The organism is Undibacterium sp. Di27W (assembly GCF_049340345.1).
Lineage (GTDB): Bacteria > Pseudomonadota > Gammaproteobacteria > Burkholderiales > Burkholderiaceae_D > Undibacterium.
Genome location: NZ_JBMPOS010000001.1, coordinates 433,472 through 451,986, shown reverse-complemented (window position 1 = coordinate 451,986; position 18,515 = coordinate 433,472). Strand labels below are relative to the sequence as shown.

Below are 18,515 nucleotides of genomic sequence, written 5' to 3'. Positions count from 1 at the left end.
GACTACCCGCCTGTCGCAGCAGGCGACAATCCGCACCATTAAACTGATTAACCTTTTAATGCATCCAGATCTTCGACATTGATGGTGTCCAGATTACGGAACAGCACCACCAGGATCGCCAGACCTATCGCTGACTCAGCAGCAGCAACCGTTAGTATGAAGAACACGAATACCTGCCCTGCTGCATCACCCAGATAATGGGAGAACGCGATGAAATTGATATTCACGGCCAACAACATCAATTCAATCGCCATCAGCAAGACGATGATGTTTTTACGGTTGAGGAAAATACCGACGATGGAGATCGCAAACAGGATTGCGCCCAAAATCAGGTAGTGCGTCAAACTCAAAGTCAAAGCCATTTAAGCCTCCGGATTCACAGTAGCTGCCGCAGCAGTGGCATTATTCTGGGCGCGTTCGGATTCAGCTTTCATGCTGACGATACGGATACGGTCCTTGGCTTTCACTTTAACCGCAGCAGCAGGATCAAAATATTTACTGTCTTTACGACGACGCAAAGTCAGGGCCACTGCAGCAACAATAGCCAGCAACAAAATGGCCGCAGCAATTTCAAAGGCAAACTGGTAATGCGTGAAAATCTCCATGCCCAGGTATTTGGTATTGCCTATCTTGTCAGCTGCTGCTGGCACATGATTGTCCGGGCGCAAAAAGCCACGCAGCAACACTGCAGACATTTCCAGCACGATGATGACGCCAACTGCCGCAGCAACCGGGAAATGGCTCCAGAAACCTTCTCTCAATTTGTCGAGATTGATATCCAGCATCATCACCACAAACAGGAACAAGACCATGACCGCACCGACATACACCAGCACCAGCACGATAGCCAGGAACTCAGCCTTCAACAGCAACCAGATACCCGCGGCATTGAAGAAGGTCAGTACCAGAAACAAGGCGGCATGCACAGGGTTGCGTGCAGAAATCACCTGGATCGCAGCGACTATCATGATCGCTGCGAAAACATAAAATAAAACGGTAGTAAATTCCATATCGAACCAGGTCCAGTTAGCGGTATGTGGCATCAGCGGCACGCGCTGCTGCAATTTGTGTCTCGTAACGATCACCTACAGCCAGCAACATCTCTTTGGTGAAATACAGATCGCCGCGTTTTTCACCGTGATATTCCAGCACATGGGTTTCCACGATGGAATCGACCGGGCAGGATTCTTCACAGAAACCGCAGAAGATGCACTTGGTCAGGTCGATGTCATAACGGGTAGTACGGCGGCTGCCGTCGGCACGTTGATCAGATTCGATCGTGATAGCCATTGCCGGGCAGACTGCTTCACACAATTTACAGGCGATGCAGCGCTCTTCCCCATTCGGGTAGCGGCGCAAGGCATGCAGACCACGAAAACGTGGGGACTGCGGTGTTTTTTCCTCAGGAAATTGCACCGTGATCTTGCGGGCGAACATATAGCGGCCTGTCAGGGCCAGGCCCTTGATCAGTTCGCGCAGCATCAGGCTGCCAAAAAAATCCTTGATTGCTTCCATTTTTTTAGCCTCTTACTTCCAAATATTCCATGGAGTTTGCATCCATGCTGCGACGATCACCAGATACACCAGGGTAAGCGGGATAAATACTTTCCAGCCCAGGCGCATGATCTGGTCATAGCGATAGCGTGGGAAAGATGCGCGTGCCCAGATGAACATGGAAACCACAACAAAAGTCTTGATACCGAGCCAGATCCAGCCAGGGATGAAATCCAGGAAGCTGAACGGTGCAGACCAGCCGCCGAGGAACATCAAAGATGCCATGGCAGAGATCAAAATCATGTTGGCGTATTCAGCCAGGAAGAACATGGCGAAAGACATACCAGAGTACTCAACCATATGACCGGCAACGATCTCGGACTCACCCTCAATCACGTCAAACGGATGACGGTTGGTTTCAGCAATACCGGAAATCACATACACCACGAACATAGGCAGCAACGGCAACCAGTTCCAGGAGAACAGATTGAAACCATGGCTGGCTGCAAAACCCTTGGTCTGGGCATTCACGATGTCGGTCATGTTCAGGCTGCCGGATACCATCAGCACGATGACCAGCACGAAGCCCATGGCGATTTCATAGGACACCATCTGTGCAGAAGCACGCATGGCACCGAGGAAAGCATACTTGGAGTTAGATGCCCAACCGGCGATAATGATGCCGTAGACTTCCATGGAAGTAATCGCCATGATCAGCAGCAAACCGGCATTGACGTTCGCCAATACAGTTTCAGGGCCGAAAGGAATCACCGACCATGCTGCCAGCGCCGGCATGATGGTCATGATAGGTGCCAGCACGAACAAGACTTTATTGGCCTTGGCCGGAATGACGATTTCTTTGAGCAGCAGCTTCAGCGCATCGGCGATAGGCTGCAACAAGCCTGCCGGACCTACGCGGTTAGGGCCAAGACGGATGTGCATCCAGCCTATCATCTTGCGTTCCCACAAGGTCAGGTAGGCAACACAACCCATTACTGGCAATGTGATGCAGACGATCTTGATCAAATTCCAAATTAAAGGAATATGAATGAATTCCCATACCCAATTGAAAATAGAGAGCAGCAAATTCATTATGCACGCTCCAGTTTGATCGCACCGAACATGCCGTCCAGATTACTTGTCAGGGTGTGGCCCGCAGCAATCCTGACTACATTCTCAGGCAGAGATTGATCGATTCCCACAGGTATCAGGGTAGAACCTGTTTTACTCAGTCTCACCATGTCACCTTCGGCAATACCCAGTTTGCTGGCATCAGCAGAGCTGATCCATGCTTGCGGTGCACGCGCATCGGCTGTCAGTTGCAGAGATTCCGCACGGCGTACGATAGCGTCTGTACTGTAGATACCAACGTCAGCAATACGTTCCATGCCAGCAGCTGCATTAGCAGGAACTGCCGGAGCCAGTTTTGCCAGATTATTCAATTGCGTAGTCAGGTCAGCTTGCGTCAATACTGTTGCACGCACCGCTTCTGCTGTCTCAAAATCAAAATTATCCAGGCCCAGCAAATTGCCGAGTACGCGCAAGACTTTCCATGCTGGACGAGTATCGCCCAGAGGCTTGACGACGCCATGGAAACTTTGTGCACGGCCTTCGCAATTCACGAAAGTACCGGATGTCTCTGTGTAAGGAGAAACTGGCAGCAAAACGTCAGCATATTCAGCGCCATGCTTGAATGGCGACATGACGACGACCATTTCAGCATTGTCCAAAGCCGCCTTGGCTTGTACTGGATGCGCGCTGTCAAGCAAAGGCTCGGCGTGCAAAACGATGTAGGCTTTTTTCGCTTCAGTGAAGACTGGCTTGGCATTATTGGCAGGGATGGCATTTGCCAGGTAGCCGCCAACAGTGTTTGCTGCTTCTGTCAGATAACCAAATTCAGTAGCTGCGTTTTCAGCTATCCATTGTGCCAGCGCATGCAATTGCGATGCTTCTGGATGATAAGAAGCTGTGTTACCCAGGAACACGCCTGCATTGCCAGCCAGCAGGCTGGCGGCAATCGCTTCTGCTTTGGCAGATGCTTGCACAGCCTCAAAACCAGCTGGTTTGGCGATTTCTTTTTTAGCTGCGATAGCAACTGCAACTTCAGCCAGGAACGCTGTCCACAGAGAAGGTGCGACTACTGCATTGTTGGCCAGCTTGATGAGCAATTCATCATTGGTCGCATGCAGGATACTGAGTTTGGCACCCATTTTTACTGATTGACGCAGACGCGCTGCCAGCAAAGGATGGTCCTTACGCAGGAAGGAACCGATAACGAAAACATTTTTCAACTGACCAAACCTGGCGATGCTGGTACCCAGCCAAGGCTTGACAGAAGAATTCAAAGCGAAGTCAGACTGACGCAGGCGGAAATCAACATTATCAGAACCCAGGCCACGCACTACGCGTTGCAGCAGTGTCAGTTCTTCCAGGGTGGAGCTAGGTGCGGCAACCGCAGCGATCGCATCTGCGCCATGTTCATGCTTGACGTTACGCAGACCATGCGCGACATATTCGAGCGCTGTCTGCCAGTCAGTTTCCTGCCATTCACCGCCCTGCTTGATCATGGGCTTGGTCAGGCGTTCTGTGCTGTTCAGTGCTTCGTAAGAGAAACGGTCTTTGTCAGAAATCCAGCATTCATTGATTTCTTCGTTTTCAAGCGGCACTACGCGCATGACCTTGTTGTTCTTGACCTGAACAATCAGGTTGGAACCCAGGCCATCATGGGCACTGACAGATTTACGACGTGACAATTCCCAGGTACGGGCAGAATAACGGAAAGGCTTGGATGTCAGTGCGCCGACTGGGCACAGATCTATCATATTCCCTGACAATTCTGAATCAACTGTCTTACCGACGAAGGAAGTGATTTCAGAATGTTCGCCACGGTTGAGCATGCCCAGTTCCATGACGCCAGCGATTTCCTGGCCAAAACGAACGCAGCGCGTACAGTGTATACAGCGGCTCATTTCTTCCATGGACACCAGAGGACCTACGTCCTTGTGGAATACCACGCGTTTTTCTTCATCGTAACGGGATGCAGTGCCACCATAACCAACAGCCAGATCCTGCAATTGGCATTCGCCGCCCTGATCGCAGATAGGGCAATCCAGCGGGTGATTGATGAGCAAAAATTCCATCACTGCTTTTTGTGCTTTTACTGCCTTGTCGCTGGACGAACGGACGATCATGCCCGCTGTCACAGGTGTGGCGCAGGCAGGCAAAGGCTTCGGTGCTTTTTCAACCTCGACCAGACACATGCGGCAGTTAGCCGCAATAGATAATTTTTTGTGATAGCAAAAGTGCGGAATGTAGGTGCCAAGCTTATTGGCAGCATCCATTACCATACTGCCCTCTTGGACTTCGACTTTTTTGCCGTCTATTTCGATTTCAACCATGGTCTACTCTAAGTGTGCTAACCGAAGCTGGCTTACATGTAAGTGGGCACCAAGCAATGCTTATGCTCGATGTGATATTCAAATTCTTCGCGGAAATTCTTGATCATGGCGCGTACCGGCATCGCTGCTGCATCGCCTAGAGCGCAAATTGTCTTGCCCTGGATATTGTCAGCGATGGAGTTCAGCATATCCAGATCATCTGGACGACCATGGCCATGTTCTATCCTGTGCACCATGCGATACAACCAGCCGGTACCTTCACGGCAAGGTGTGCACTGACCGCAGGATTCTTCAAAATAGAAATAAGACAGGCGCAACAATGATTTCACCATGCAGCGTGTTTCATCCATGACGATAACTGCACCAGAACCCAGCATGGAACCGGCCTTGGCAATGGAGTCATAGTCCATGTCGGTCGCCATCATCACATCACCAGTCAATACCGGCATGGAAGAACCACCAGGGATAACTGCCTTGATCTTTTTACCGTCACGCATGCCGCCAGCGAGTTCCAGCAAGGTGGCAAATGGTGTACCCATAGGTACTTCGTAATTACCAGGTTTTGCTACGTCGCCAGACATGGAGAAAATCTTGGTGCCGCCATTATTTGGCTTACCCAGCGCAGCGTATTTTTCGCCGCCCATGGCAAACACGAAAGGTACAGCAGCAAATGTCTCGGTGTTATTGATCGTGGTTGGCTTGCCGTATAAACCAAAGCTGGCCGGGAAAGGAGGTTTGAAGCGTGGCTGCCCTTTCTTGCCTTCCAGCGATTCCAGCAAGGCTGTTTCTTCGCCGCAGATATACGCACCGTAGCCGTGGAAAGCATGCAACTGGAAGTTGAAGTCGGAACCAGCAATCTTGTCGCCCAGCATATTGGCTGCACGTGCTTCTTCCAGCGCTTCTTCGAAACGATCGTAGTCAGCAAAAATCTCGCCGTGGATGTAGTTGTAACCCACGGTGATGCCCATGGCGTAAGCGCCTATGGCCATGCCTTCGATCAGGGCATGCGGGTTATAACGAATGATGTCACGATCCTTGAATGTACCAGGCTCGCCCTCATCTGTATTACAGACCAGATATTTTTGACCAGGGAATTGACGCGGCATGAAGCTCCACTTCAAACCAGTAGGAAAACCCGCACCACCGCGACCACGCAAGGACGAAGCCTTCAACTCAGCAATCACTTGCTCAGGAGGGATTTTGTCATTGAGGATACGCTTCAAGGATTCATAGCCACCACGTGCTACGTAATCTTGCAGATGCCAGTTTTTACCATCCAGACCAGCCAATATTAAAGGCTTAATATGGCGATTATGCAGACTCGTCATTATTTACCCTCTTTCAATTCATTGACCAGACCGTCAATTTTTTCATTCGACATGAAACTGCACATGCGCTTGTTATTAACCAGCATGACAGGCGCATCGCCGCAAGCACCCATGCATTCACCTTCTACCAGGGTGAACTGGCCATCGGCCGTGGTTTCCCTGTAATCAATACCAAGCCTTTGCTTGAGGTGATGAGCTGCACGTTCGCCACCAGACAAGGCGCAAGGCAGATTGGTACATACTGAAATCTTGAACTTGCCCACCGGCTTGGTGTTGTACATATTGTAGAAAGTCGCGACTTCCTGCACTGCTACAGCGGGCATGCCGATGTAGTCAGCCAGCGTCTGCATAACTTCCGGGGATACCCAGCCAGTTTCATCCTGGGCAATAGCCAATGCGGCCATCACAGCGGACTGGCGCTGGTCAGCCGGGAACTTTGCAAGTTCACGATCAATTTTTTTAAATGCCTGCTCTGATAACACCATAGCTAATGCCTCGATTCGACGCCCTCAGGGCGCCGCTTTATCTGTCAATCTCACCAAACACAATATCCTGAGTACCGATGATCGTTACCGCATCAGCAATCATGTGACCTTTTGCCATTTCATCCAAACCCTGCAAATGCGCGAAACCTGGCGCACGGATTTTCAGACGATAAGGCTTGTTAGCGCCATCGGACATCAAGTAAATACCAAACTCACCTTTTGGATGCTCAACTGCGGCATAAGCTTCGCCAGCAGGAACATGGAAACCTTCGGTGAACAGCTTGAAGTGATGTATGAGCTCTTCCATATTCGACTTCATGTTCACGCGATGCGGTGGCGCAACCTTGTGGTTATCAGTAATTACCGGGCCCTGGTTATTTCTCAGCCACTCTACGCATTGTTTGATGATGCGGTTGGACTGGCGCATTTCTTCCACGCGCACCAGATAACGGTCATAACTGTCGCCATTAACGCCGACTGGGATATCAAAATCCAGCAAGTCATAGACTTCATACGGCTGCTTCTTGCGCAAATCCCACTCAATACCAGAACCACGCAACATAGGACCACTAAAACCCATGGCCATGGCACGCTCTGGCGACACCACACCAATACCTACCAGGCGTTGCTTCCAGATACGGTTATCAGTCAGCAGTGTTTCGTATTCGTCGACATATTTCGGGAAACGGTTGGTGAAGTCTTCAATGAAATCCAGCAGGGAACCCTGACGGTTTTCATTCAGCAACTTCATCGCTTTTTCATTCTTCAAGGCCGATATAGTGAATTGCGGCATTTGATCCGGCAAGTCACGGTACACACCACCTGGGCGATAGTAAGCTGCATGCAAACGTGCGCCTGAGACTGCTTCATAGCAATCCATCAGATCTTCACGCTCGCGGAACGCGTACAGGAACACTGCCATCGCACCCACGTCCAGCGCATGCGCACCTATCCACAGCAAGTGGTTCAGCAGGCGCGTGATTTCATCAAACATGACGCGAATGTACTGCGCACGTAAAGGCACTTCCAGACCCAGCATCTTTTCTATGGCCATGACATAGGCGTGCTCATTGGCCATCATGGATACATAGTCGAGACGATCCATGTAAGGCACGGATTGCAGGAAAGTTTTTTGCTCAGCCAGCTTTTCAGTCCCACGATGCAAGAGACCAATGTGCGGATCAGCACGTTGTATCACTTCACCATCAAGCTCCAGCACCAGGCGCAACACACCGTGCGCAGCAGGATGCTGAGGACCAAAGTTCAGGGTGTAATTCTTAATCTCAGCCATTATTTCATCCCGTAATTTTCTTCACGAATCACACGCGGCACATTTTCGCGTGGCTCTATCGTGACAGGCTGGTAAACGACGCGCTTTTGATCTGCGTCATAACGCATTTCAACATAGCCAGAAACTGGAAAGTCTTTACGGAATGGGTGACCGATAAAGCCATAGTCAGTCAGGATACGACGCAAGTCATTGTGACCATCAAACAGGATACCAAGCAGATCGAAAGCTTCACGCTCATACCAGTTGGCGGCATTCCAGATATCGATCAACGAAGGCACGACTGGCATTTCGTCATCCGGCGCAAATACGCGCACACGCAAACGCCAGTTATGCTTGATCGACAACAGATGGGAAACAGCAGCATAACGCGCGCCTTCCCACAAGCCATCGCCATAGGCAGAATAATCAACACCGCAAAGGTCGATCAATTCTTCAAAACTGGTTTCTGCATGATCGCGCAAGCTGCGCATCACATCCAGATAAGCAGCTGCAGAAACCACGATAGTAATTTCACCCAGCGCATTCTTCAAATCCAGAATACGCTCACCCAGGACATTCTTTACTGCCGTCTCAAGGTTTTCCAGTTTGGTAGTCATAATTTAATGTTGCTCCAGCGAGGCCGCAATTAACGAGCAATGGTATTGGTACGTTTGATCTTGTTTTGCAACTGTATGATGCCGTACATCAGCGCCTCAGCGGTTGGCGGGCAACCTGGCACATAAATATCAACAGGCACAATACGATCGCAACCACGAACCACAGAATACGAATAATGGTAGTAACCACCGCCATTAGCGCAAGAACCCATGGAAATAACCCAGCGCGGCTCTGCCATCTGGTCATACACCTTGCGCAATGCAGGCGCCATCTTGTTGCACAGCGTACCAGCAACAATCATGACGTCAGACTGACGCGGAGACGGACGAAAAACCACACCAAAGCGATCCAGATCGTAGCGTGATGCGCCAGCGTGCATCATCTCTACCGCACAGCAGGCCAGACCAAAAGTCATAGGCCACATGGAACCAGTGCGCGTCCAGTTGATCAGCTTGTCAGCGGTCGTCGTTACAAAGCTCTCGTTGAATACACCTTCAATTGCCATAATCCATCACTCCCAATCCAGAGCGCCTTTTTTCCAGATGTACCAAAATCCAACGCCAAACTCGAGCACGAAGCCGAGCATAATCAGAAAACCTGTCCAGCCCAGATCACGCATTGCTACTCCCCAAGGGAAGAAGAATGCCGTTTCCAGGTCAAACAAAATAAACAAAATCGCTACCAGGTAATAACGCACATCAAACTTCATGCGCGCATCTTCGAATGCCTCAAAACCGCATTCGTAAGCAGAATTTTTTTGTGAATCTGGTTTATAGGGAGCAAGAACACGCCCCAGAATTTGCGGCACCACACCAACGGCGATACCAACCAGAATAAAGAGAAGAACTGGGAAATAATTTTCGAGGTTCACGTTAGGCTACCTGTAATTGAATGCCAGATTGAAGCATTTATTTCTTAAGATCAAACCACAAGAAATAAAGCTTCCTCGACCGGGCCAGCAAAGAAAACTGACCCTATTTTTTTTGGTGCCGACGACGAGACTCGAACTCGTACAGCTTTCGCCACTACCCCCTCAAGATAGCGTGTCTACCAATTTCACCACGTCGGCTTAAGCCCAGCATTCTACTATGTATAGCCTCATTGTTCAACGCGCAATTGCAGCAATTCAACGTTTTTTGCTGAGCAAGATCAAATTATTTTGGAATCTGACCCGCTTGACCAGCGGCGGACGCTGGTGCGGATGCTGCAGTTGCAGCAGAAGCCGCTGCAGGAGCAGATGCCGGCACACTGGCGGCAGCAGGCTGGGTCACAGTAGTAACACCTTCCATCACACCACCAGAAGGCTTGCGAGCACCAGAACTAAACACTGCCAACCCCAGCGTCGCTGCAAAAAATATTGCAGCAGCAACACCTGTCGCCTTGGACAGGAAATTGGAGGACCCTGTTGCACCAAACAGACTACCAGAAGCACCGGAACCGAAAGACGCCCCCATGTCAGCACCTTTACCGTGCTGCAACAACACCAGGCCAATAATTGCCAATGCCGACAGAATCTGAACAATAATGACCAACGTATGTAAAGTTTGCATTCAAAACATCCAAGAAAAAATTAAGTACTACAATAAATCAATCAACTGGCAGCAATAATCACGAGAAAATCTTGCGACTTCAGTGCAGCACCGCCAATCAAACCACCATCAATATCGGGCATTGCCAATAACTCCCTGGCATTTTCCGGCTTCATGCTACCACCATACAAAATCTGTACTTTTTCTGCCGCAGCGACATCACGAGCAGCTACTTGCTGACGCAGGAAATGATGCACCTCTTGCGCCATTTCCGGTGTTGCTGTTTTACCCGTACCGATAGCCCATACAGGCTCATAGGCAATCACCACACCACTCAGGCTATCCAGCACATCCAGGACTGCAATCAACTGCGCAGCAACGACTGCATTGGTTTGACCACTCTCACGCTGCTCCAGAGTCTCACCCACACAGACTATAGGCAAAACACCATGCTTCAACAATTGCTGGGCTTTATGCGCCACCAGCTCATTTGTTTCAGCGTGATAAGCGCGACGCTCGGAATGTCCAACGATTGCATATTTACACGCGCAGTCTTGCAACATTGCCGCAGAAATCTCGCCCGTATAAGCACCATGTGCATGCACAGACACATCTTGCGCCCCCCAGGTGACAGCCGTACCATCGAGCAATTCTGCACATTGCGCAAAATACGGCGCAGGAGCACAAACCAATACATCGCACTGCACATTGGCAGGCAAACCCGCTTTGATTTCAGACAACAATGTACGGTTGGCAGCAAAACTACCGTTCATCTTCCAGTTACCGGCTATTAAGGTACGTCGCATAGTGGGCCAAAATATAAATAACCGTCTATTGTAGCCTCCGGCGCAAGCAGGGTCAAACCAGCAAGACCAGTTTTACACCAAGATTTGCCTCAAAGACATAATTACATCAGATATATGAACAATATAACAACGTAAAGAGTTATCGCAGTATTTAGTTAAAAAACAACATCTGAAATTTTAAGACGCAAACTTAATCCAAAGCCAGCATGATCTTACCTATATGCGCCCCCTCCTCCATCATGGCATGAGCCTGAGCCGCCTGCTCCAGCGGAAAAACCTGATGTATGACCGGCACGATCTGCCGGGATGCCAGCAAGGGCCAAACGTGCTGCTGCAACTCTGCAGCGATTTTCGCCTTGAAAGCGACGGAACGCGGACGCAAGGTCGATCCCGTCACCGTCAGGCGCCTGCGCAAGACCTGCCCCAGATCAAGCTCCGCCGAGTTACCGCCAAGCAGGGCAATAATGGCCAAACGCCCATCATCTGCCAGGCAATTGATTTCTTTTGGCACATAGGAGCCAGCCACCATGTCGAGAATGACATCCACCCCTTTACCAACCGTTAATTCCTTGATGACATCAACGAAATTTTCAGTCTTGTAATTAATGCCGCGCTCTGCGCCCAGCTTTTCTGTCGCCCTGCATTTTTCATCCGATCCCGCTGTAGCAAACACTCTATGACCCAGGGCCCTGGCAATTTGTATTGCTGCCACACCGATACCCGAGGTGCCGCCCTGCACCAGCAAGCTTTCGCCAGGTGACAGGTGCGCGCGCTGAAATACATTACTCCAGACCGTAAAATAAGTTTCCGGCAGCGAGGCTGCCTCCATTAAGGACAAACCGGCAGGCAGCTTCAAACACTGTCCCGCAGGTGCTGCGCAATACTCAGCATATCCACCACCCTGCACCAGAGCGCAAACATGATCACCCAACTCAAAACCACTACCCTGCAGCTCACCACCAACCACCTCACCCGCCACTTCCAGACCCGGTAAATCGGATGCACCAGGTGGCACGGGATAAAAACCAAGGCGCTGCAAAACATCGGGGCGATTCACACCAGCCGCACTAACCTTGATCAATAATTCACCCTTGCCCGGCACTGGCACGGGCCTGCTACAAATCTGCAAGACTTCAGGTTTGCCATATTGGGTAATTTCTATTGCGCGCATTTCTGTTTTCATCGTCAGCCTCTGGGTGAGTACAGCCTTATCAGCCACAATTGTAAGCCAATAAAAAAACGCCCGTGCAAGACGGGCGTTTTTCAACTCTCAGGGACAAGGAGAGCGTCGGATTTGGTGTCGACGGGCTCCCGGGCTGAGAATTTATTACTGCTGCTGTTGTTGCTGTGGCTGAGCTTCAGATTCAGAAGCTGCTGCTTTCATCGACAACTTGAAGCGACCACGGTCATCAGTTTCCAGTACTTTTACACGTACTTGCTGACCTTCTTTGAGGTAGTCAGCAACTGCATTCACGCGCTCATTGGCGATCTGGCTGATGTGCAGCAAACCATCTTTACCTGGCATGATTTGCACGATCGCGCCGAAGTCCAGCAATTTCAATACTGTACCTTCGTAGATCTTGCCAACTTCAACTTCTGCCGTCAGCTCTTCGATACGGCGCTTGGCTTCCTGGCCAGCTGCTGCATCAACAGAAGCGATAGTGACTACGCCTTCATCGCTGATGTCGATTTGCGTGCCTGTTTCTTCTGTCAGAGCACGGATCACTGCACCACCCTTACCGATAACATCACGGATTTTTTCAGGGTTGATCTTGATCGTGATCAGGCGTGGAGCGAAGTCAGACAATTCGGTTTTACCGACTGGTACTGCCTCTTGCATTTTACCCAGGATATGGATACGACCCTCTTTGGCTTGCGCCAGAGCGACTTGCATGATTTCTTTAGTGATACCCTGGATTTTGATATCCATTTGCAGGGCAGTGATGCCTTCTGCAGTACCAGCTACTTTAAAGTCCATGTCACCGAGGTGATCTTCATCACCCAGGATGTCTGTCAGAACAGCAAACTTGTTGCCATCCTTGATCAGGCCCATGGCGATACCGGCAACATGCGCTTTCATAGGCACGCCAGCATCCATCAAAGCCAGGCAGCCGCCGCAGACGGAAGCCATGGAAGAAGAACCATTGGATTCTGTAATTTCGGATACCAGACGGACTGAGTAGCTGAAATCTTCTGGATCAGGCAAAGCAGCTTGCAATGCACGTTTAGCCAAACGGCCATGACCGATTTCACGACGCTTAGGCGTGCCAACACGGCCTGTTTCGCCAGTAGCGAACGGAGGCATATTGTAATGCAGCATGAAGCGGTCAGAGTATTCACCCATCAACGCATCAATTTTTTGCTCGTCACGGGCCGTACCCAGAGTAGCAATCACCAAAGCCTGAGTTTCACCGCGCGTGAACAGGGCTGTGCCATGCGTACGTGGCAAAACGCCAGTGCGGATAGTGATAGGACGCACAGTGCGTGTATCACGACCATCGATGCGTGGCTCGCCTTCCAGGATTTGGGAGCGAACGATTTTCGCTTCCAGATCAAACAGGATATTGCCAACTTCAGATGAATCAGGAGCAGCTTCGCCTTTGGCAGCAGCTTGCTCAGCCAGTGCCGCAGCAACTGTAGACGTTGCCGCCTTCAATTGTTCAGTACGCGCCTGTTTTTCTTTAGTTTGATACGCAGTGCGCAACAGAGGCTCTGCCACTGCTGTAACAGCAGCGATCAGTGGCTCATTTTTTGCAGCAGGCGCCCATTGCACTTCAGGCTTGCCACCGTCACGTACCAGTTCATGGATCGCATCGATCACAGCTTTCATTTGCGTGTGGCCGTAAACAACTGCGCCAAGCATGATTTCTTCGGACAATTGCTGCGCTTCAGACTCAACCATCAATACAGCTTGCTCAGTACCAGCAACAACCAGATCCAGCTTGGATTGTTTCAGTTGAGTTGCAGTTGGGTTCAGCACATATTGGCCATCAATATAGCCTACACGTGCTGCGCCAACTGGGCCACTGAATGGGATGCCAGCAACAGAAATCGCTGCAGAAGCACCGATCATGGCAGCGATATCAGGATCGATCTCTGGATTGACGGACAATACATGGATGATGACCTGAACTTCATTCAGATAGCCTTCTGGGAACAGAGGGCGAATTGGGCGATCAATCAAACGGGAAGTCAGTGTTTCTTTTTCTGATGGACGACCTTCACGCTTGAAGAAACCGCCAGGAATGCGGCCGGCTGCGTAAGTTTTTTCCATGTAGTCCACGGTCAGGGGAAAGAAATCCTGACCTGGTTTTGCATCTTTCTTGGCAACAACGGTTGCCAGTACAACGGTATCTTCTATGGATACCAGGACTGCACCCGATGCCTGGCGAGCGATTTCGCCGGTTTCCAGTGTTACCTGGTGCTGACCATATTGGAAGGTTTTAGTAATTTTATTAAACACAATGTGTCCTTTCTATTTGCCGACAGATTTTCAGGCGCTGTCGTTCACCTCACCACGAGCAATCCGCCTGGACTGCTTTTTGCCTGTTTTTCAATATTTACATCAAAAACCGGGCTAAAACTGGATAAAACTAGATGAAACCAAAACTCTAGATGGACAAAAAGCCTGCGACAGTGAACTGACGCAGGCTTTTTGCTACAAATCTTTTGCTAAATTCAGCAAGAATTACTTACGCAAGCCGAGTTTTTCGATCAGTGAGCGATAGCGATTCAAGTCTTTACCTTTCAGGTAAGACAACAGACTCTTACGACGGTTAACCATCATGATCAAACCACGACGTGAGTGGTGATCTTTAGAGTGTGCTTTGAAGTGACCATTCAGATCATTGATACGTGCAGTCAACAGAGCAACTTGCACTTCAGGAGAGCCTGTGTCGTTTTGACCACGGGCATTGTCCGCTACGATAGCGGCTTTTGCATTTTTTTCGATAGACATGATTTTCCTTAACATGCGATAACAATAGTCATATTAACTATACAAACCATCATTATCGTGACATAACAATTCCGCCGGAATGACAGAACGCGTGACTATAACACCGTTTTTAGCCAGAATCAAATCCGGGCTTAAATCTGTGGATTCAGCTTCTCGGTTTTTGATTGCAATTTATTTAATGCAGACAAATAAGCTTTCGCCGAAGCAACAACGATATCAGGATCAGCGCCAACGCCGTTGACGATGCGACCAGCCTTGGACAAACGCATAGTCACCTCCCCCTGCGACTGCGTACCAGTAGTAATCGCATTCACCGAGAACAACAGCAGCTCTGCCCCACTCTGCACCTTGGAGTCGATGGCATTCACGATAGCATCTACCGGGCCATTGCCATTGCCTTCGCATGTCACTTCTTTGCCTTCAGAAGTAAATACGACTTTGGCATACGGCAGCTCACCCGTTTCTGAACGTTGGGACAAGGACACATAATGGAAGGCATCATTGTTATGTGCATATTCTTCGTCAGAGACCAGGGCAAGAATATCTTCGTCAAATATTTCAGACTTCCTGTCTGCCAATTCCTTGAAGCGAGCAAAAGCCGCATTGACTTCAGTTTCTGATTCCAGCGAGATTCCCAACTCTTCCAGACGCTGCTTGAAGGCATTGCGGCCAGACAATTTACCCAAGACCAGCTTGTTGGCGCTCCAGCCTACGTCTTCCGCACGCATGATTTCGTAAGTATCACGCGCCTTCAAAATACCGTCTTGATGGATACCCGATGCATGGGCAAAGGCATTTGCGCCAACAACAGCTTTATTCGGTTGCACGGCAAAGCCTGTGATTTGCGACACCAGCTTGGATGCAGGGACGATCTGGCTGATATCTATACCCAGTTGTAAATCGAAATAATCTTTACGTGTACGCACCGCCATGACGATTTCTTCGAGTGCCGTATTACCTGCACGCTCACCCAGGCCATTGATGGTACATTCAATCTGGCGTGCACCGCCTATCATGACGCCAGCCAGGGAATTGGCAACGGCCATACCCAAGTCATTGTGGCAATGCACGGACCAGACTGCCTTATCTGAATTCGGGATGCGCTCACGCAGGGACTTCAGCATATTGCCGTACAGCTCAGGTACGGCATAACCAACGGTGTCGGCAAAGTTAATCGTGGTTGCACCTTCTTTAATGACTGCTTCAAGCACGCGGCACAAGAAATCCATATCTGAACGGCTACCATCTTCAGGACTGAACTCAACATCGTCAGTAAAGTTGCGGGCATAGCGCACAGCTTGTATGGCTTGCTCCAATACCTGATCCGGCGTCATGCGCAATTTCTTTTCCATGTGCAAGGGAGAAGTCGCGATAAACGTATGAATACGCTTGCGCTGGGCGGCCTGCAAGGCTTCTGCGGCACGGGCAATATCACGGTCATTGGCGCGCGATAGCGAGCAAATCGTCGAATCCTTGATGATGGAAGCAATCGCCTTGATAGATTCAAAGTCACCCGGCGAGGCTGCAGCAAAACCTGCCTCAATCACATCAACCTTCATTCTTTCCAGTTGCTTGGCAATACGGATTTTTTCATCCTTGGTCATAGACGCACCGGGTGATTGTTCGCCATCGCGCAAGGTTGTGTCGAATATGATGAGTTTGTCGGCCATGCTATTGCTCCTGATATAAATTGAAGTTTGAAATGTTGTAGGTGTAAAAACTGCAAACTGTGAATATTCTCCGGCCTACCCTTGCAAGACGCACATGGGTGGCGAGACTACTCAAATTGTGGGTATAGGGGGATTTAGCGCGTGAACGCTAGTAGAGATGCCAGCAATAGCGATAGCAGACCAGACAGGCCTGCCATAGTGTTTTTTGCTATTGATGTGGATATAGATTTCATGCAAAAGACTATAAGCGCAAAGGCAGAAAAGTGCAAGAATTTATAGCAGGAAAATCCTGTTTTTATGAGGCAGAAAAGCAAAAAAGCCGCGATACATTTTTCGTATTGCGACTTTTCTTGAAAAACACCGAATTTAATCTGGAATTACGAGTTTTGATGCGAGCTTATTTATCATCATGGTGATGATCATCAACGCTGGTCTGCACGATACTGACTGGCCTGCCTTTGCGCCAGCGCCACAGCAGGACGGCATAGCCAGACAAGCCATACAGGACAAACAAACCAAACAAGACCTTGGGTGGATCACTGACCACAGCCACATAAGCCAGCACGATAAGGAAAGGTGCAATGAATGGCACTGAACGACGCAGATTCACGTCTTTGAAACTATAGAAAGGCACATTGGTCACCATCGTCAAACCAGCGAACAAGGTGATGCTCCAGGTACTCCAGCTCAGGTCACGTCCAGGGAAATGCAAGTCTTCCATCAACAATATAAAGCCAGCAACCAATGCTGCCGCTGCGGGGCTGGGCAAGCCCTGGAAATAACGTTTGTCGACCACGCCTATATTGGTATTAAAGCGCGCCAGGCGCAAAGCAGCCCCGGCACAATACACAAAAGCGGCCAGCCAGCCGAGCTTGTTCATACCCTTCAGCGACCATTCATAAGCCACGAGTGCCGGAGCTGCGCCGAAAGAGATCATGTCTGACAAACTATCGTATTGCGCCCCAAATTCACTCTGGGTATTGGTCATGCGCGCTACACGGCCATCCAGGCCATCCAATACCATGGCAACAAATATTGCCAGGGCAGACTGGTCAAAACGCTGGTTCATGGCCATGACGATTGCATAAAAACCACAGAACAAGGCTGCAGTTGTAAAGGCATTGGGCAAAAGATAAATGCCACGCCGCGGCTTGGCTGGCACATGCAAACCATCTGCTTGCGCACTTGCCTGCGTATTTTTACGCAGGCCCTTGGGGAAGAGCTTAAAACTACCTTTGGGCTTACGTCTTTGTGTCGGTGCCATTCGTGATCTATAAAAAATTACCCAGATTACATGAGTAAGATATGAAAAGTGGGCGAAGTATAACGCCGATTACCCTTGATGAAAACAATGTTAATGCTACAAGCAAAGCGACTTTCTAACTCTTGTCAGCCCGTTCATACAGCAACACACGCAGCCATTGCCTGGCCTCATCCGCCTCATCAAAGAAGGCATATGCACAAACTCCTTCATAAATACGTTTAAATGCAGACTCAACAACACCACGTCCGGCAACACCGGGGGCAGCAGCGACGACATTGGCAATACATGCAAAAGTAGCCACCCCGTTCGCCGTAATACGCCCCAGCTCCTCCATACCTTCGGGCGTACCAAGCATGGATTCCTTGATAATAGCCAGCCCAGCCCAGGGGCCACCATGCATCAATTGCAGCGAATAGGGACGCACTGCCGCACCCCACTGACGTACCAGCTCAACATTCCACGGGCCCAGCACTTCCGTCACCAAAATCCGGCCTTCAAGATAGATCTTGAATCGACCGTGAGGTGGAAACGCGCTTTCGATTTGCAGATCCATGAACACCACCTGATTTCATCTTCTTTTCCAGATTCTAATCCATCCCTATTGAGAACGAGGAAAACTTCAAGGGGCCGCAACATTAAGTAGCAATCTACAAAAAACAAAAGCCGCCCAAAGTGGACGGCTTTCAGTCTGCTAA

Annotated in this window: 19 protein-coding genes and 1 tRNA gene; all 20 read right to left on the bottom strand. The window is 49.9% G+C overall.

Annotated features, from left to right (window positions below; genetic code table 11):
- Window positions 1-47: 47 nt before the first annotated feature.
- Window positions 48-362 (bottom strand): NADH-quinone oxidoreductase subunit NuoK, encoded by a 315-nt coding sequence (gene nuoK / locus ACO0LF_RS02005; protein ID WP_162041807.1) that lies wholly within the window; start codon window positions 360-362, stop codon window positions 48-50.
- Entirely contained in the window at window positions 363-1,010 is a 648-nt protein-coding gene (locus tag ACO0LF_RS02000; protein ID WP_423012425.1) for an NADH-quinone oxidoreductase subunit J, read from the bottom strand.
- Window positions 1,011-1,026: 16 nt separating this feature from the next.
- Window positions 1,027-1,515 carry an NADH-quinone oxidoreductase subunit NuoI gene (gene nuoI / locus ACO0LF_RS01995; protein WP_110253963.1) on the bottom strand — a complete coding sequence of 163 codons (489 nt, stop codon included), beginning with the start codon at window positions 1,513-1,515 and terminating at the stop codon, window positions 1,027-1,029.
- A 12-nt stretch (window positions 1,516-1,527) separates the two neighbouring features.
- Window positions 1,528-2,586 carry an NADH-quinone oxidoreductase subunit NuoH gene (gene nuoH, locus ACO0LF_RS01990; RefSeq protein WP_423011414.1) on the bottom strand — a complete coding sequence of 353 codons (1,059 nt, stop codon included), beginning with the start codon at window positions 2,584-2,586 and terminating at the stop codon, window positions 1,528-1,530.
- Window positions 2,586-4,892 carry an NADH-quinone oxidoreductase subunit NuoG gene (gene nuoG / locus ACO0LF_RS01985; protein ID WP_423011412.1) on the bottom strand — a complete coding sequence of 769 codons (2,307 nt, stop codon included), beginning with the start codon at window positions 4,890-4,892 and terminating at the stop codon, window positions 2,586-2,588. Before nuoG ends, nuoH begins: the two co-directional genes overlap by 1 nt.
- Before the next feature lie 32 nt (window positions 4,893-4,924).
- Window positions 4,925-6,220: an NADH-quinone oxidoreductase subunit NuoF gene (gene nuoF, locus ACO0LF_RS01980; protein ID WP_423000863.1), complete on the bottom strand. Its 1,296-nt coding sequence runs from the start codon at window positions 6,218-6,220 to the stop codon at window positions 4,925-4,927.
- On the bottom strand, window positions 6,220-6,705 hold the full coding sequence (gene nuoE, locus ACO0LF_RS01975; RefSeq protein ID WP_423000861.1) for an NADH-quinone oxidoreductase subunit NuoE: 486 nt from the start codon (window positions 6,703-6,705) through the stop codon (window positions 6,220-6,222). Before nuoE ends, nuoF begins: the two co-directional genes overlap by 1 nt.
- Before the next feature lie 37 nt (window positions 6,706-6,742).
- Window positions 6,743-7,996 carry an NADH-quinone oxidoreductase subunit D gene (locus ACO0LF_RS01970; protein ID WP_423011410.1) on the bottom strand — a complete coding sequence of 418 codons (1,254 nt, stop codon included), beginning with the start codon at window positions 7,994-7,996 and terminating at the stop codon, window positions 6,743-6,745.
- Window positions 7,996-8,592, bottom strand: coding sequence for an NADH-quinone oxidoreductase subunit C (locus ACO0LF_RS01965; RefSeq protein ID WP_423011408.1), 597 nt, complete (start codon window positions 8,590-8,592; stop codon window positions 7,996-7,998). The genes ACO0LF_RS01970 and ACO0LF_RS01965 overlap by 1 nt, the downstream gene beginning before the upstream one ends.
- A 29-nt stretch (window positions 8,593-8,621) precedes the next feature.
- On the bottom strand, window positions 8,622-9,098 hold the full coding sequence (locus ACO0LF_RS01960) for a NuoB/complex I 20 kDa subunit family protein (protein WP_423000855.1): 477 nt from the start codon (window positions 9,096-9,098) through the stop codon (window positions 8,622-8,624).
- Between the two features lie 6 nt (window positions 9,099-9,104).
- A complete protein-coding gene (locus ACO0LF_RS01955; protein ID WP_110253971.1) occupies window positions 9,105-9,464 on the bottom strand; it encodes an NADH-quinone oxidoreductase subunit A in 360 nt (119 codons plus the stop codon).
- Between the two features lie 113 nt (window positions 9,465-9,577).
- A tRNA-Leu gene (locus ACO0LF_RS01950) sits at window positions 9,578-9,662 on the bottom strand.
- 85 nt (window positions 9,663-9,747) lie between these two features.
- Entirely contained in the window at window positions 9,748-10,143 is a 396-nt protein-coding gene (gene secG, locus ACO0LF_RS01945) for a preprotein translocase subunit SecG (RefSeq protein ID WP_423011406.1), read from the bottom strand.
- A gap of 41 nt (window positions 10,144-10,184) precedes the next feature.
- Window positions 10,185-10,928, bottom strand: a complete 744-nt coding sequence (gene tpiA, locus ACO0LF_RS01940) for a triose-phosphate isomerase (RefSeq protein ID WP_423011404.1) — start codon at window positions 10,926-10,928, stop codon at window positions 10,185-10,187.
- 190 nt (window positions 10,929-11,118) lie between these two features.
- A complete protein-coding gene (locus tag ACO0LF_RS01935; RefSeq protein WP_423012423.1) occupies window positions 11,119-12,099 on the bottom strand; it encodes an NAD(P)H-quinone oxidoreductase in 981 nt (326 codons plus the stop codon).
- A 156-nt stretch (window positions 12,100-12,255) separates the two neighbouring features.
- On the bottom strand, window positions 12,256-14,391 hold the full coding sequence (gene pnp / locus ACO0LF_RS01930) for a polyribonucleotide nucleotidyltransferase (protein ID WP_423011402.1): 2,136 nt from the start codon (window positions 14,389-14,391) through the stop codon (window positions 12,256-12,258).
- A gap of 225 nt (window positions 14,392-14,616) precedes the next feature.
- On the bottom strand, window positions 14,617-14,886 hold the full coding sequence (rpsO, locus tag ACO0LF_RS01925) for a 30S ribosomal protein S15 (protein WP_110253976.1): 270 nt from the start codon (window positions 14,884-14,886) through the stop codon (window positions 14,617-14,619).
- A gap of 131 nt (window positions 14,887-15,017) precedes the next feature.
- Window positions 15,018-16,556, bottom strand: coding sequence for a 2-isopropylmalate synthase (locus tag ACO0LF_RS01920; protein WP_423011400.1), 1,539 nt, complete (start codon window positions 16,554-16,556; stop codon window positions 15,018-15,020).
- A 397-nt stretch (window positions 16,557-16,953) separates the two neighbouring features.
- The gene (gene pssA / locus ACO0LF_RS01915) at window positions 16,954-17,820 is read right to left on the bottom strand and encodes a CDP-diacylglycerol--serine O-phosphatidyltransferase (protein ID WP_423011398.1); all 867 of its coding nucleotides are present in this window, start codon (window positions 17,818-17,820) and stop codon (window positions 16,954-16,956) included.
- 115 nt (window positions 17,821-17,935) lie between these two features.
- Window positions 17,936-18,373: a hypothetical protein gene (locus ACO0LF_RS01910; protein ID WP_423011396.1), complete on the bottom strand. Its 438-nt coding sequence runs from the start codon at window positions 18,371-18,373 to the stop codon at window positions 17,936-17,938.
- Between the last annotated feature and the right edge of the window lie 142 nt (window positions 18,374-18,515).

Excerpts from the sequence above, each read along its gene's own strand:
- nuoK (WP_162041807.1), bottom strand. The coding sequence starts at position 362 with ATGGCTTTGACTTTGAGTTTGACGCACTACCTGATTTTGGGCGCAATC.
- ACO0LF_RS02000 (WP_423012425.1), bottom strand. The coding sequence starts at position 1,010 with ATGGAATTTACTACCGTTTTATTTTATGTTTTCGCAGCGATCATGATA.
- nuoI (WP_110253963.1), bottom strand. The coding sequence starts at position 1,515 with ATGGAAGCAATCAAGGATTTTTTTGGCAGCCTGATGCTGCGCGAACTG.
- nuoH (WP_423011414.1), bottom strand. The coding sequence starts at position 2,586 with ATGAATTTGCTGCTCTCTATTTTCAATTGGGTATGGGAATTCATTCAT.
- nuoG (WP_423011412.1), bottom strand. The coding sequence starts at position 4,892 with ATGGTTGAAATCGAAATAGACGGCAAAAAAGTCGAAGTCCAAGAGGGC.
- nuoF (WP_423000863.1), bottom strand. The coding sequence starts at position 6,220 with ATGACGAGTCTGCATAATCGCCATATTAAGCCTTTAATATTGGCTGGT.
- nuoE (WP_423000861.1), bottom strand. The coding sequence starts at position 6,705 with ATGGTGTTATCAGAGCAGGCATTTAAAAAAATTGATCGTGAACTTGCA.
- ACO0LF_RS01970 (WP_423011410.1), bottom strand. The coding sequence starts at position 7,996 with ATGGCTGAGATTAAGAATTACACCCTGAACTTTGGTCCTCAGCATCCT.
- ACO0LF_RS01965 (WP_423011408.1), bottom strand. The coding sequence starts at position 8,592 with ATGACTACCAAACTGGAAAACCTTGAGACGGCAGTAAAGAATGTCCTG.
- ACO0LF_RS01960 (WP_423000855.1), bottom strand. The coding sequence starts at position 9,098 with ATGGCAATTGAAGGTGTATTCAACGAGAGCTTTGTAACGACGACCGCT.
- secG (WP_423011406.1), bottom strand. The coding sequence starts at position 10,143 with ATGCAAACTTTACATACGTTGGTCATTATTGTTCAGATTCTGTCGGCA.
- tpiA (WP_423011404.1), bottom strand. The coding sequence starts at position 10,928 with ATGCGACGTACCTTAATAGCCGGTAACTGGAAGATGAACGGTAGTTTT.
- ACO0LF_RS01935 (WP_423012423.1), bottom strand. The coding sequence starts at position 12,099 with ATGCGCGCAATAGAAATTACCCAATATGGCAAACCTGAAGTCTTGCAG.
- rpsO (WP_110253976.1), bottom strand. The coding sequence starts at position 14,886 with ATGTCTATCGAAAAAAATGCAAAAGCCGCTATCGTAGCGGACAATGCC.
- ACO0LF_RS01920 (WP_423011400.1), bottom strand. The coding sequence starts at position 16,556 with ATGGCCGACAAACTCATCATATTCGACACAACCTTGCGCGATGGCGAA.
- pssA (WP_423011398.1), bottom strand. The coding sequence starts at position 17,820 with ATGGCACCGACACAAAGACGTAAGCCCAAAGGTAGTTTTAAGCTCTTC.
- ACO0LF_RS01910 (WP_423011396.1), bottom strand. The coding sequence starts at position 18,373 with ATGGATCTGCAAATCGAAAGCGCGTTTCCACCTCACGGTCGATTCAAG.